Raw genomic sequence first — 13,573 nt, forward strand, 5'->3', positions numbered from 1 at the left:
TCGAAATGGAACACGTCATTCCATTGCTGGCAGACCCAGCTGCCCATGGTGGTGACCCGGCCGACGCTTTCCACGTGGTAGTTCCCTCTTTGCCCGGATACGGCTTTTCGCAGGCGCCGACGGAACCAGGCTTCCATTCCGGCCGCATCGCGGAGTTATGGGTACAGTTGATGCGCGGGCTCGGCTACGACCGCTTCGCTTCCCAAGGAGGCGACATCGGCGCAGGCGTTTCCGCCTGGATGGCACGGCTCCATTCCGAAAGCGTGCTTGGCGTCCACGTCAATTACATTCCCGGGAGCTATCGGCCACCCTTGGGTGCAGGTCTGCCACCTGTCACCGTTGAGGAGCAGGCCTTTCTGGAAAAGGCCGCGGCCTGGACGGCAACGGAGGGCGCCTATGCCCATCTGCAGGGCACGAAGCCTCAGACGCTTGCTTATGCGCTGACAGACTCGCCGATCGGTCTCGCAGCCTGGATGATCGAGAAGTTCCGTAGCTGGAGCGATTGCGACGGTGACGTGGAGCGCACCTTCGGCATGGACACGCTCCTTACGGATGTTTCGCTCTATTGGTTCAGCAACGCGCTCACCTCGTCCTTGCGGCTCTACAAGGAGAATCGACTGTTCCCTCTTGCGTTCGAGACGCTGGAACGCGTTTCGCCGCCATTTGGGGTAGCGCTTTTCCCTCGCGAGTTGCCGATGCCGCCTCGATCCTGGGTGGCGCGGGTCTTTGACGTTCAGCGATGGACATCGATGCCGCGAGGGGGCCATTTCGCTGCGCTGGAGGAACCGAGTCTTCTGGTCGAGGACATTCGCGCCTTCTTCCGGCCGATGCGTTCCCGGCCTGAAACGAGAAGGCGAATGTGAAGGACTGCTTGAGCGCGGCGGTTCCTGATAAGATCCCTACGGCGCGGTGTTGTAGTCGACCACCGTCTGCGGGTTCTCCTCGCCATCGTAAGACGCGTCCACATCATATTGGACGAGGGAAAAATCGCCGTTACGGAACAGGTATATCCCCTTGTCCGAGGCGTCGCCGATGCCGCGCCATTTGTTGAACGTGGTCAGCGTCTTGGCGTCTTCGTCATATTCGGAATTGGCCGCCCAGCCGGATGTGCGGAAGCCGATGATATCCATGCCCAGCAGTTTGCCGTCGCTGTCATTGTTCTCGTAACGGATATCCATTTCGGGCTCGGTGAACTGCAACTGCTGCACGCCCGATACTTCGTCGGTCATGTAGTAGACCGAACTTGCGTTATAGGCTGCCGCTTGGCAGTAGAACTCGAAAAGCCGCGTTTCCTTGTCGGGATCGCTGGCAGCCGCGTCCTTTGCCTTGTATTTGATCGAAAAGATGTTCGGCTCCTCGCCGAGAAATTGCTTGTCACACTGATCGCCATAATCGGCGGCGAACAGTTTCTTCACCTGCTCGAGTGCGGTGTCCTTCTTCGGCGGCGGCGGCCCGTCACCACAGCTTGGCGGCAGAGCCTCCTCGAAATCGGCCTTGGACGGCTTCAGCGCGCCCTTGTCGATAAAGATCGGGCGGAATGGCGGGGCCTGGATCTGAGCGCTGACCTGGCGCAGCGTGTAGCAGCCGGCGAAGACCGCCTCGTTGCCGTCCTTGCCGGTGGCGCGGATGGCGACCGGAACGCTGTAATAGATGCTGCCGGCTGCGCCCTCGTCGGAAACAGCACCGGTTTCGACGTCGACCCTGCCGGTGCCGTCATAGCCCTTGACGAAGGTATCGAAATCCTTTGCCGGCTTGGTATCGCCGTAGTAAGCCCAGGCGCGGGCGAATTCGTGCCGGTTGATGGCGCTGTAGAGCGAGCGGATGACGGCCTCGGCGTCTGACCTGTCATCGACGTAAGGGGCCTGGTCATCGGCTGCCGGTTCATCGTCGGCGAACACAGCCTGGCCGGATGCGGCAAGGGAGCAAAAGGCGGCCGCTGCCAGAAAGACGCGTCTCATCGGAGAATCTCCACCACGAAGGAGTCTATCATAGAGATTGCGGCGACGTGGTGACGCTTGAAAAATCCTCCGGGAAGGCGCTACGTCCCGCCGTCGGCGCTTCAGCCGCAATGGAGATTTGAACGTGACACTATCGATGTATGAAGCCTCGGTGCCGGTGTTTTCGGCCAGGCTGAAGGCGCTGTCCGGCGTGCTGTCGGCGGCCGAACAGAATGCAACCGAGCGCAAGATCGACCCGCAGGTGTTTTTGACCGCGAGGTTGGCGCCCGACATGTACGCGCTGGTCAGGCAGGTGCAGGTCGCCACCGACCACGCCAAGGGCGCGCCATCACGGCTGGCCCGTCGCGAGGTGCCGAAATACGAAGACAATGAAGCGACCTTCGCCGAGCTTCAGGCGCGCCTGACCAAGACGCTCGATCTGCTGGCGTCATTCTCGGCCGCCGAATTCGATGGTTCGGATGAAAGGGTGGTCGAACTGAAGTTTGGCCAGCGCGAAGCCTCGATGCCCGGCATGCAGTATCTGCTGCATGTCGCCATGCCCAACTTCTATTTCCACGTGACCACGGCTTACGACATCCTGCGCCACAATGGCGTGCCGCTGACCAAGGGTGCCTATCTCGGGAATCGTTGACGAATTCGGCATTCCGAGGTTTCCCGGTCGCTGCCGGGAAACTTCGTTTGACGCTGGTTCGGCGCCAAGGCCTTGATCAACGCGGTGACATTTCGCGGGCTATGCGCGGGAAGTCGGCCGGCTTGATGCCGATGTCGGCGCGGTCGGCATTGCTCATCGAATGCAGCAACGCCAGTGCGGAACGATAACGCAGATGCTCCTGCGGACGCGGACGGGCAAACATTTCAGTGAAGAACCCCATGATTCGGCCCCTTGTTGATCCTCCACGGCGCCGAGTATAGGAAAATTGTGAAGATTGTGCAGTGCAGCATTTGCATGGCAGCCATTCCAAGCGAATTTTTTTCGGCACAATTGCCGCGTGCGCTGAAACTTGTGGCGCATCCCCACCGTATGCATAGACGCTGGCACATGGCCGGCTTTTCCTCGCCACTCCTGGCGAATTTCCGGACTGCATGCAAATGCAGTCCGGCTTTTTGTTGGGTCTTGCACATCGCCAACCGGGCCCGCGCAAGCCTCGCAAACGCCTAAACTGGTTAAGATCAGCGGCATTCATTTTTAACGAGCCGGTTCTATGCTGCGACCGGCTCTGTTCGCACGCTTAAACGAGGGGGAGGCTGACATCGGCGCCAAGCGGGATTTCGCTTCCTTGCTCGACGATCTGTTCGTTGCCTCCGACAAGGATGAGGCGGCGGAAGAGACGAGCGCCCGGCCGTCGATCCCGTTCGACTATCTCTCCGTGGCCGACGAGCTTCATTCCGGCCGCATCAAGGTCTCGGGCGAAACATTCGCCGCCGAATACCGCGAGGCGGGAGCCGATCTGGCCGCAGAATTTGCCGCCCTTCTCGATCATGCCAAGCTGGCGCTGGCCGGCGAGGAGGCAAAGCCCGAGGAAAAGCTGCCGCCGATCGACCCTGACGCGATCGCCGTCGAGCTCGGCCTCGATCATCCAGTCAAGAACGCCGATCTCGGCCGCATGCGCCGCAGCTTCGCCTTCGCCAACCACCCCGACCGCGTCGCGCCGCATCTGCGCCAGCGCGCCATGATCCGCATGCAGGTGGCCAATATGCTGATCGATGAGGCCAAGCGGCGCGCGCTGGCCGGCGTCCGGCGCTGACTTTTCCAGGGTTCACGCAAAAGTCGGGTTCCCTGAGGGTTGGAGAGCGGCGCCGCTTTCCCTATACATGCGGCTTCCTTCCCGCGTAGCCGCGCAAACCTCCCGCCGGAGAAACCCCATGCACAAACGCCGTCTCGGTCGGACCGATCTTCTTGTTACCCAGATCTGCCTGGGGTCGATGACCTGGGGCCAGCAGAACACCGAGGCCGATGGCCATGCGCAGATGGATCTGGCCTTTGCGCGCGGGGTCAATTTCATCGACACGGCCGAGCTCTACCCGATACCGCCCAAGGAGGAGACGCAGGGGCGGACGGAGAAGTTCATCGGCAGCTGGATGAAGGCCAAGGGCAATCGCGACAAGGTCATCCTGGCCTCGAAAGTGGTCGGCCGCACCGCCAACCGCTGGTTTCGTGGCGACCGGCCGTCAAAACTGGTGCGCGCCGACATCTTTGACGCCATCGACAAATCGCTGGCCAAGCTCGGCACCGACTATCTCGACCTCTACCAGATCCACTGGCCGGAGCGCGACATCCCCTGGGGCGCCAACCCGACCCGCGTGGGTGCTGTGCCGCGCCGTGCCGATGCCGTTGGCGCGCCGCCCGGCGAGACGCCGATCGCCGAGACACTCGCCGTCTTTGAGGAACTCGTGAAGGCGGGAAAGATCCGCCATCTCGGCCTGTCGAACGAAAGCTCCTGGGGCGTCATGCGCTTCATCGCCGAGGCCGACAAGGGCGTCGGCCCGCGCGTCGTTTCGCTGCAGAACGCCTACAATCTGGTCAACCGCACGTTCGAGGTGAACCTCGCCGAGGCCTGCGAACGCGAGGATGTCGGCTTTCTCGCCTATTCGCCGCTGGCGCAGGGCTATCTCACCGGCAAATACGACCATGGCGCACGGCCGCAGGGTTCGCGCTCGCAGCTGTTCAACCGCGGCCAGCGCTACGAGACGCCAAATGCGGCGGAGGCGCAGCTCGCATACAATAAACTGGCGCGCTCCTTCGGCCTTGAACCGGCGCTGTTTGCCAACGCCTATGTCGCCAGCCGGCCTTTCGTCACTTCCAGCATCATCGGCGCGACGACGATTGCCCAGCTTGAGATGGCGCTGTCGTCAGCCGACGTGACCTGGACCGACGAGATGCAGAAGGGCGTGGATGCGATCCACCAGCGCGTCGGCAATCCGTGCCCATAAGCAGACCATTTGGCCGGAATTGCCGAGCAAAGACAAGGGGAAGGGACAGCCATGGATTTTCCGATCGAGACCGTCAGGGGAAAATTTCCGGCGCTGGACCTGACCGACAAGGGCCGCCGGCGCATCTATCTCGACAATCCGGCCGGCACGCAGGTGCCGCAAGCGGTTGCCGACGCGGTGGCGCGCTGCCTCCTCACCACCAACGCCAATCTCGGCGGCTATTTCGAAACCACGCTTGCCGCGCAAAAGGTGTTCGACGACGCCCATGCGGCGATGGCCGATTTCCTGGGTGCAGCGAGCGCGGAGGAAATAATCATCGGCGCCAACATGACGACGCTGACCTATCACATGTCGCGCACGCTCGGCCGCGGCTTCAAGCCGGGCGACGAGATCATCGTCACCCGCATGGATCATGAGGGCAACGTCTCGCCCTGGCTGCAGCTGGCCGAAGATCTTGGCCTCGTCGTGCGCTTCCTGCCCTTCGACGAAGAGAGCTGGCAGGTCGAGGAGGCGGCGCTCAGCGCTCTGCTTACCGACAGGACAAAACTCGTTGCGCTGAACTATGCGTCGAACCTCACCGGCTCGATCAACCGGCTCAAGGCGCTGACGGCCATCGCCAAACAGGCCGGCGCGCTCGTCTATGTCGATGCCGTGCAGTTCGCGCCGCACGGGCTGGTCGACGTGCAGGACCTCGGCTGCGACTTCCTGATCTGTTCGGCCTACAAGTTCTTCGGCCCGCACATGGGGATATTGTGGGGACGTCGAGACATCATCGATGCGCTGCAACCCTACAAATGCCGTTGCTCGTCCAATGGCCTGCCGGAGCGCTTCGAACTCGGCACGCCACAGATCGAACTGATGGCCGGACTTACCGCAGCGGTCGATTACTTCGCCGAACTCGGCGCTGCGGCCGGCGAGGGCGGTTCGCGAAGGCAAAAGATCGCAAAGGCATACGAAGTGTCGATCGCCTACGAAAACCCGCTGGCGCTGAGGCTGATCGATGGGCTGTCCGCCATCGAGGGTCTGACCATCCGCGGCATCACCGATCCGAAGCGTGTCATTGAGCGCGTGCCGACCGTGTCCTTCACCGTCGACGGCATCGTGCCAGAGACGGTCGTGCGGCAGATGAATGCCGAGAACATTTTTCTATGGTCGGGTCACAACTACGCCTGGGAGATCGTCCACCATCTCGGCATTCCGGCCGAGCAGGGCGTCGTGCGCATCGGTATTGCGCACTACAACACGGCGGCAGAGATCGACGAGACGTTGGAAAGCGTGCACCGGGAGATCGCCATGCTGAGGCAGCAGCGCTAGTCAGCTATCGCTGTTTGCCGCGAAACCGGTGAGGAACGCCGTGAGATTGTCGCCGAGCGCGTCGCAGAGATAGCCGCCTTCCTGGACGATAATCGTCGGCAGGCCAAGCTTGGCAATTGCCTCGCCGATCCGCGAGAAACCGGGCGTGGTCACCGAAAGCCCGCCGAACGGATCGCCCTCGAACGCATCGAGACCGAGCGCCACGACCAGCGCGTCCGGCGAAAAGGCGCGGATACGCTGGAACGCCACTTCGAGGGCCTCCAGAAACGCCGCGTCGGCTGATTTGCGCGGCAATGGCAGGTTGAAATTATAGCCGAGGCCCGGACCTTCGCCGCGCTCATCGGCATGGCCCCAGAAGAACGGATAGAAGCGCACCGGATCGGCGTGCAGCGACACCGTCAGGACGTCGGAACGCGTATAAAAGATGCCTTGCGTGCCGTTGCCGTGATGCAGGTCGACATCGAGGATCACCACCCGCGCTGCCTGCTTGCGCAACACCTGGGCCGCGACCGCTGAATTGTTGATGAAGCAGAAGCCGCCGGCGACATCGGCAAAGGCATGATGGCCGGGCGGCCGGCAGAGCGCATAAGCGGCAGGCGCGCCTGCCATGACAGCTTCCGCCGCTTCGACCGAGCTCCAGGCGCTCCACAGCGCGCTTTGCCAGGTTTCGGCGGAGATCGGGCAAGCGGTGTCGGCCATGTGGTAGCCGGCCTGGCCGACCGCCGAGGCCGGATAGGACCCTGTGCGGGCCAGTGGATGGATGTTGGGGATGACTTCCGCGGATGCGCCCTCGATGCGCTGCCAGCGCGCAAAAATGTGTTCGAGGAAGGCGAGATACTCCGGCGTATGCACGGCCGCCACCGGGCCTAGGCCATGTTCCCTGGGCCGCTCGATCATCAATCCGGCGGATTTTGCGCCGGCTAACAATCGCTCTACCCGCTCCGGCTGTTCGGGATTGGGCTGCGGCGCACCGCTGGACAGAAAGGCCTTCGGGTCGTGGCGTTTCTGCTCCTCGGCAAAGAAGGCTTTCATTCCGCGTCCCCATCCTGCGCTGCATCGGCAAAGGCGAAAAAGGCATCGCCAACAATCTTCTGCGTCTGCTCGTAGCTCGACCAGGCGATGCCCAGCCGCTCATAAAAAGCCTTGGCGCCGTCATTGTCGGTGTCGACGGACAGCCTGAGATAGGCGCCGCCATCCCGGCGGCAGTCGCGCGCGACCCGGCGCAGCAGTCTTTCGCCGATCTTGCGGCCGCGAAACCGGTCCTCGACATAGAGGTCCTGGATATAGACGCCGGGCCGCCCCATCCATGTCGAGAAGATCGGGAAATGCAGGCAGAGCCCCGCAAAATCGCCGCCGATCTCGGCGATCAGGGTGGAGAAGGCGGGTTTGTCGCCAAAGCCGTAGCGGCGGAGATCGTCGGCAGTGGACGTGATCTCCTGATGCGCGCCGATATGGGTGCCGAGCTTGAGCAGCGCGGCATGGATGGTGTCGACGTCGTCGATGGTGCCGGGGCGGAGGGTGACTGTACTCACGATAGGCAAGGCGCCCAGGCACCCCCCGCTGTCCTGCCGGACATCTCACCCTCAAGGGGGGAGATTGGCAGCTTTGGCGCTGCCATCCATTTTGCAACGATTGAGATTGGCGAAGGCCGCAGTGACATCCGATCTCCCCCCTTGAGGGGGAGATGGCCGGCAGGCCAGAGGGGGGTGTGCCAGAACGCCATCATCGCAGATCAATCATCTCAAAACGCCACCCTATCGCCACCCTTCAGCGCCAGCATCTCGCGCGCCTCGGTCGGCGTTGCGACTTCCAGCGACAACCCGTCGAGAATGGCGCGTATCCTGCGCACCTGATCGGCATTGGATTTCGCCAATTGCCGTCCATCGTAGAGACTGTCCTCCAGCCCGACGCGGACATTGCCGCCCATCGCCGCCGCGATCGAGATCAGGGGCATCTGATGGCGGCCGGCGGCGAGCACCGAGAACTGGTAGCTGTCGCCGAACAGCTTGTCGGCGATGCGCTTCATATGGATGAGATTGTCGGGATCGGCGCCGATGCCGCCGAGAATGCCGAGCACGAACTGGATGAACAGCGGCCCCGACACCAGCCCGCGGTCGCGAAAATGCGCCAGCGAATAGAGATGGCCGACATCGTAGCATTCGAACTCAAAGCGCGTGCCGCAGCCCTTGCCGAGCCTTTCGAGCACGCCTTCCATATCGGCAAAGGTGTTCTTGAAGATGGTGTCGCGCGTGGCTTCGAGCAGCTTTGGTTCCCACTCGTGCTGCCACTCCCTTGGCTTGTCGAGCATCGGGAACAGCGCGAAATTCATCGAGCCCATGTTGAGCGAGCACATTTCCGGCTCGGCCCGCAGTGGTGCCGCCAGCCGCTGGTCGAGCGTCATCAGCGACGAACCGCCGGTGGTGATGTTGATCACCGCATCGGTCGCTTGCTTGATGCGCGGCAGGAACTGCATGAACACCTCAGGATCGGCGGTCGGCCGGCCGTCTTTGGGATCGCGGGCGTGGAGATGCAGGATTGAGGCGCCAGCCTCGGCCGCCGCGATGGCGTCGGTCGCGATCTGGTCCGGCGTCACCGGCAGATAGGGCGACATGGACGGGGTGTGCACCGAGCCAGTGACCGCGCAGGTGATGATGACTTTCCTCGGCGCCATTCTTTAGCCCTCAGCCTTCGACCGGCAGGTCGAGTTCGGCGGCCAGAACTTCCAGCGAATCGCCGATGATGGAAATGATCTCGCCGACCTCTTCAGCCGTGACGATCATCGGCGGCGCCACCATGAAATTGTCGCCGTCGACACCGCCCTTGACCCTGCGGCCGTAGATGATCAGCCCGCGCTCGTAGGCGAGGTCGAGCAGGCGCTGCGTGGCTTTCTTGCCCTGTTCGATCGGCCGTAGAGTTTCGGGATCGGCAACCATCTCGGCGCCGGTGAGCAGGCCTTTGCCTCGGACATCGGCGATGAACGGAAAACGCTTCGCCAGCCCTTTCAGCCCGTCCATCAGCACGTCGCCCATCGCGGCGGCGTTGGCGATCAGGTCGAGGCGGTCCATCTCGCCGAGCACGGCGAGCCCGGCCGCGCAGGCGAGCGGATTGCCGGCATAGGTGTGGCCATGCTGGAAGCCGCCCGACGCCAGCAGCGGCTCGACCAGCCGCATCGGGGCGGCCAGCGCGCCGAGCGGCGCATAGCCGGAGCCAAGCCCCTTCGACAGCGCGACGATGTCGGGCTTGCAGTTCCAATGGTCGCCGCCAAGGAATTTTCCGGTGCGGCCGGCGCCGCTCATCACTTCATCATGGATGAGCAAGATGCCGTAGCGGTCGCAGATCTCGCGTATACGCGGATAATAGCTGTCCGGTGCGACGAGGGCCGAAGTCGCCGCACCGCCGATCGGCTCCATGATGAAGGCGAGCACGCTGTCCGGGCCCTCGGCCTGGATCTTCTCCTCCAGCATGTCGGCATAGCGGACGCCGCGCTGCTCCATCGAAAGATTGTCGCGGTCGCGCCATGCCGTCGGCGCCGGCACGGTCGGCATCACCCGCATCATCGGTGTGAACGTTTCGGCCAGCGCATCGTCGCCGGTTATCGAAAGCGAACCCAGCGTGCCGCCATGATAGGAGGGAAAACGCGTGATAACCTTCCAGCGCTTCGGCTGGCCGGTCGCGACCGCCCATTGCCGCGCCAGCTTGATGCAGGATTCCGTCGCCTCCGAACCGCCGGAGACGAAGAAGATTCGGTCCATGCCCTCCGGCAGTTTGCCGGCGAGCTCCCGCGCCAGTTCTTCCGCCGGTTCGTTCTCGAAATGCAGCCGGTAGGCGAAGGTGGCGCGGTCCATCTGCCGCTTCATGGCATCGAGCACGTTGCGGTTGGAGTGACCGATATTGGCGACCATCGGCCCGCTCGATCCGTCGATGAAGCGGCGGCCGTCCTGCGTCCACATATAGATGCCTTCGGCGCGGTCGATCAGCGGCCGGCGCAGGCTGGAGAGGTAGAACAGGTGCGATGGCGCGCGCGTTTCTGAACCAGTTGATGAGGGCTTCTGCATGTCAGGACTTTCCGAGGTAGCGATCGATTACATTCCTGGTCACGCGCTCGACCATCGGATCCTGCCTGAGCAGGCCGGCCACCCATTCGCAGCTTCCGGCGTGGAAAACCTCGCCCTTGCCGCGCGGGAAATTGACGATCATGCCGTTGCCGCGTTTGACTTTTTCCAGATTGGCGTCGGTCGCCTCGCCAAATAGCGTTTCGGCCGTAAAGCGGCCATCCTCGTCGGTGAGAAACTGGTCCTCGATCGGGATGTCGGCGCTTTCCTCGACCTGGCTCGCCATGCCGACGGCCAGCACCTGCAGCCCGTCAGGCGCACCGCTGTCCGGTGTCGGATAGGGCAGGCCGCCGCGGATCTCGAAATCGAGCCCGTCGACCTCATAGCCATAGACATGACTGTCGGCGCCAAGCAGGTCGCCATAGTACATGCCGGTGCCGGCAAAGGCCCAGTGCTCGGGCCGATAGACCGGAAAGCCGCGCATGCCGCGCGGTGCGCATCCGCCCCAGCCGGCATAGACGCCGCGCGTCGCGTTGAGGCCGAACGTCATTGCGCCGGGACGACCGATCTCAGGCGCTTCCCAGGAGTTGGTGGCGCGGGTGACGTCGCCGCCATAGGCCGGGTCTTCGGCGCGCGCCCGGTATTTGTAGCAGACCTGCCGCCGGCCTTCGTCCTCGAGCCTGGTCTGCCACATGAAATTGCCGGCAAAGCGCGCCGCATGACCGCCGCGCTCGACGTAGCTGTCGACGGCGTCTCGCATTTCCCAGGTCCAGTACTCGTCATGGCCGACGAAGACCACACAGTCGTAGCCGTCGAGAATCTCGGGCGAGAAGTGCAAATCGTGCTGGCTGGCGAGATCGACGCCATAGCCGGCCCGCTCGGCAAAGCGGAAGAAGTGGCTGTCATAGCTCGCCCAGCCGGAGGAGGTGTATTTCTTCGAATGTCCGGTGGCGTACGCCCATTCCATGTGCGGATAGCGCGGCACTGTTTTCGGCGGCACCGCAACCTCCAGCGGCACGCGCGGCGCATCCTTGGGCAGCACCACGAAGCCGCGGCACCAGGGCCGCTGCGTCGACACCATGCGCGCATATTGGTCGCGGCCCGGGCCGGTGATGCCCTGATAGGCGTTGGAGCCGCCCCAGGTGTTGTAGGACAGCCAGGTGCCCGTCGCCGCCACCTGCAGCACGCGACCGGGCTTTTTGCCGGGCAGGGGCGCGACGATGATGAGGTGGTGGCAGTGGATCGGCTTGCCGTCGCCGCCGTCCGCCGTCAGCGTCAGCCGGTAGGCGCCGGACGGCCAATCCTTGCCGATGCTGAATTGAAACGACGCCTCCCAGCCGCAGCCTTCGACCGAGCACTGGTCGGGCGTATCCTGCCAGCGCGCCGAAAGCCCCGTTTGCTCGAAGACTTTTGTCTCGCTGCCGCCGTCGCGGACAATGACAATGCTGAAGCGCGGCACTCTCGAACTGACATGCAGCGTCACGGTCTCGCCGGCGCGGTAGGAAAAGCGGTTGGAATAACACCAGATCTCGCCGCGCTCGCCGTCCATTCCCGGCCATTCATAGTAATGGCCGCGCACTGCCTCGCGGCGCTGCTCGGGCGTCAGTCCGAAATCGGGAAATTCGGTCGGCAGTTGGGTCATGAACACCGGAAAAGTGACAGGCCGCCATTTCGGCCATCTGCCGGCCAAGCGTCAAATGGAAACGATCGGGCCAGCAATTGCATACGACACAATTGCTTGGCCGCTCTTGGCCGCACCCGGCAAACCGACTATCTCAGGCGAGGCGGCATTTTCCGCCTCGGGAGCCGGTATGCTGAGAGTGCAGAAGGTCAAGGTCGACGAAATCTACGTGCCGACGGCGCGCAAGAAGACGCTGCATCCCGAAACGGTCCGGCATCTGGCCGAAGACATACTGGAAAACGGCATGAAGACGCCGATCCAGGTTCGCCATGACGGCAAGCGCCACATCCTGGTCGAGGGCCTGCACCGGCTGGAAGCCGCCAAATGGCTCGGCGAGACCGAGATCGACGTCTATCTGGTGCAAGCCAAGCGCCACTGAGGCGCGCGACCGATCGACAACAGCCAAACCGATCATTCTTCCGCGGATTTTTTCGCAGGGCATGTCGGCACGCGGCGTGCTCGCTCGTCCTTGGGGGGAACCTGAGGAGACCGACATGTCCAGACGAATCTATTTCGCCATTCTTGCCTCGGTCGCTGCCTTGTTTGCAGCGCCCGGCCCAGCCAATGCAGAGGAGACCAAGCCCGCCATGACCACCGAAGCAACAGCCATGCCGAAGCCGGAAAAGTCCGGCTTGCTGCCGATCGACGGCCTGAATTACTACTATGCCGTCTATGGCAAGGGAGAACCGCTGCTTCTGCTGCATGGCGGCCTTGGCACGTCGGACATGTTCGCGCCGCTGCTGCCGAAGCTGGCGGAAAACCGCACCATCATTGCCGTCGACCTGCAGGGCCATGGCCGCACCGCGCTCGGCGAGCGACCCTTCAGCCTGGAGGGGATGGGCGACGACATGGCTGGTATCGTCAAGGCGCTCGGCTATGACAAGGTCGACGTGCTTGGCTATTCGCTGGGCGGCGGCGTCGCCTTCCGTATGGCCGTTCAGCATCCCGAGACGGTGAGACGTCTGGTCCTGGTCTCGACCGGCTTCGCCGCCAATGGCTTCTATGACGAGATGCGCGGCCAGCAGGCGCAGGTGAGCGCGGCCGCCGCCGATTTCATGAAGGACACGCCGATGTACAAATCCTACGTCGCCGTCGCCCCACGTCCCGACGATTTCCCCAAACTGCTCGACGCGCTGGGCAATTTCATGCGCAAGGATTACGACTATTCCGCCGATGTGGCGAAGCTGAAGATGCCAGTTATGCTGGCCTATGGCGACAGCGACATGTACAAGCCCGAGCACGAGATCAGGTTCTACCAGATGATCGGCGGCGGGCTGAAGGATGCCGGCTGGATGCGTGAGAACCTGTCGCAGAACCGGCTGGCCATCATTCCCAATCGCACCCACTACGACGTCTTCTTCGCACCGGAGCTGACGGCCGCGGCACTGCCCTTCCTCAATGGCGAAACCAAGGTGAAGACCTGGGACGAAGTCCTCAGCGAAACGAAATAGCTTGCCTGAGATACATGCCGGCCGTCTCGAAGAGGCGGCCGGCTTTTTTGTGCCTGCGAAACCACGAAGCCCTGGCGCAGCCATTAGTCCTATCGGCGCAATCGATGGCGCCATCAGGGCTTTTCAATTGACCGAAAGGTACCTGTCGATATCATCAAGAGACCTTCAGTGTGATGGGTTCGAATG

At 62.9% G+C, this 13,573-nt stretch carries 14 protein-coding genes; 7 read left to right on the forward strand and 7 right to left on the reverse strand.

The window, feature by feature from the left end; all coding sequences use genetic code 11:
• Window positions 1–5 precede the first annotated feature (5 nt).
• Window positions 6–863, forward strand: coding sequence for an alpha/beta fold hydrolase (locus NKI64_RS18685; RefSeq protein WP_352669433.1), 858 nt, complete (start codon window positions 6–8; stop codon window positions 861–863).
• A gap of 36 nt (window positions 864–899) precedes the next feature.
• Here the strand turns inward: NKI64_RS18685 and NKI64_RS18690 are convergent, their stop codons facing one another.
• Entirely contained in the window at window positions 900–1,958 is a 1,059-nt protein-coding gene (locus NKI64_RS18690; protein WP_352669332.1) for a DUF1176 domain-containing protein, read from the reverse strand.
• Between the two features lie 124 nt (window positions 1,959–2,082).
• On the opposite strand from NKI64_RS18690, the gene NKI64_RS18695 reads away from it, so the two are divergent.
• Window positions 2,083–2,589 (forward strand): DUF1993 domain-containing protein, encoded by a 507-nt coding sequence (locus tag NKI64_RS18695; RefSeq protein WP_023669071.1) that lies wholly within the window; start codon window positions 2,083–2,085, stop codon window positions 2,587–2,589.
• Window positions 2,590–2,665: 76 nt separating this feature from the next.
• Here the strand turns inward: NKI64_RS18695 and NKI64_RS18700 are convergent, their stop codons facing one another.
• Complete coding sequence (locus NKI64_RS18700; RefSeq protein ID WP_023711473.1) at window positions 2,666–2,830, reverse strand: hypothetical protein; 165 nt, start codon at window positions 2,828–2,830, stop codon at window positions 2,666–2,668.
• A 330-nt stretch (window positions 2,831–3,160) separates the two neighbouring features.
• Between NKI64_RS18700 and NKI64_RS18705 the strand changes: the two genes are divergently transcribed.
• From NKI64_RS18705 to NKI64_RS18715, 3 genes are all read left to right on the forward strand, one after another.
• Window positions 3,161–3,703: a hypothetical protein gene (locus tag NKI64_RS18705; protein ID WP_023706484.1), complete on the forward strand. Its 543-nt coding sequence runs from the start codon at window positions 3,161–3,163 to the stop codon at window positions 3,701–3,703.
• A 118-nt stretch (window positions 3,704–3,821) separates the two neighbouring features.
• Window positions 3,822–4,889 (forward strand): aldo/keto reductase, encoded by a 1,068-nt coding sequence (locus tag NKI64_RS18710; protein WP_023711472.1) that lies wholly within the window; start codon window positions 3,822–3,824, stop codon window positions 4,887–4,889.
• 51 nt (window positions 4,890–4,940) lie between these two features.
• Complete coding sequence (locus NKI64_RS18715; RefSeq protein WP_352669336.1) at window positions 4,941–6,203, forward strand: cysteine desulfurase-like protein; 1,263 nt, start codon at window positions 4,941–4,943, stop codon at window positions 6,201–6,203.
• Here NKI64_RS18715 and NKI64_RS18720 read toward each other — a convergent pair whose 3' ends face one another.
• From NKI64_RS18720 to NKI64_RS18740, 5 genes are all read right to left on the reverse strand, one after another.
• Entirely contained in the window at window positions 6,204–7,235 is a 1,032-nt protein-coding gene (locus tag NKI64_RS18720) for a histone deacetylase family protein (RefSeq protein WP_023816556.1), read from the reverse strand.
• Window positions 7,232–7,735 (reverse strand): GNAT family N-acetyltransferase, encoded by a 504-nt coding sequence (locus tag NKI64_RS18725; RefSeq protein WP_031196820.1) that lies wholly within the window; start codon window positions 7,733–7,735, stop codon window positions 7,232–7,234. Before NKI64_RS18725 ends, NKI64_RS18720 begins: the two co-directional genes overlap by 4 nt.
• Before the next feature lie 209 nt (window positions 7,736–7,944).
• The gene (gene kce, locus NKI64_RS18730; RefSeq protein ID WP_023697592.1) at window positions 7,945–8,874 is read right to left on the reverse strand and encodes a 3,5-dioxohexanoate:acetyl-CoA acetone transferase; all 930 of its coding nucleotides are present in this window, start codon (window positions 8,872–8,874) and stop codon (window positions 7,945–7,947) included.
• A 10-nt stretch (window positions 8,875–8,884) separates the two neighbouring features.
• A complete protein-coding gene (locus NKI64_RS18735; RefSeq protein ID WP_023690163.1) occupies window positions 8,885–10,258 on the reverse strand; it encodes an aminotransferase family protein in 1,374 nt (457 codons plus the stop codon).
• Window position 10,259: 1 nt separating this feature from the next.
• Window positions 10,260–11,897 (reverse strand): N,N-dimethylformamidase beta subunit family domain-containing protein, encoded by a 1,638-nt coding sequence (locus tag NKI64_RS18740; RefSeq protein ID WP_023690162.1) that lies wholly within the window; start codon window positions 11,895–11,897, stop codon window positions 10,260–10,262.
• 169 nt (window positions 11,898–12,066) lie between these two features.
• Between NKI64_RS18740 and NKI64_RS18745 the strand changes: the two genes are divergently transcribed.
• Together NKI64_RS18745 and NKI64_RS18750 are read left to right on the forward strand one after the other, a co-directional pair.
• A complete protein-coding gene (locus NKI64_RS18745; RefSeq protein WP_352669436.1) occupies window positions 12,067–12,315 on the forward strand; it encodes a ParB N-terminal domain-containing protein in 249 nt (82 codons plus the stop codon).
• A 115-nt stretch (window positions 12,316–12,430) separates the two neighbouring features.
• Window positions 12,431–13,387 (forward strand): alpha/beta fold hydrolase, encoded by a 957-nt coding sequence (locus NKI64_RS18750; RefSeq protein WP_023756447.1) that lies wholly within the window; start codon window positions 12,431–12,433, stop codon window positions 13,385–13,387.
• The last annotated feature ends 186 nt before the right edge of the window (window positions 13,388–13,573 follow it).

The organism is Mesorhizobium sp. M0478, assembly GCF_040321305.1.
Lineage (GTDB): Bacteria > Pseudomonadota > Alphaproteobacteria > Rhizobiales > Rhizobiaceae > Mesorhizobium.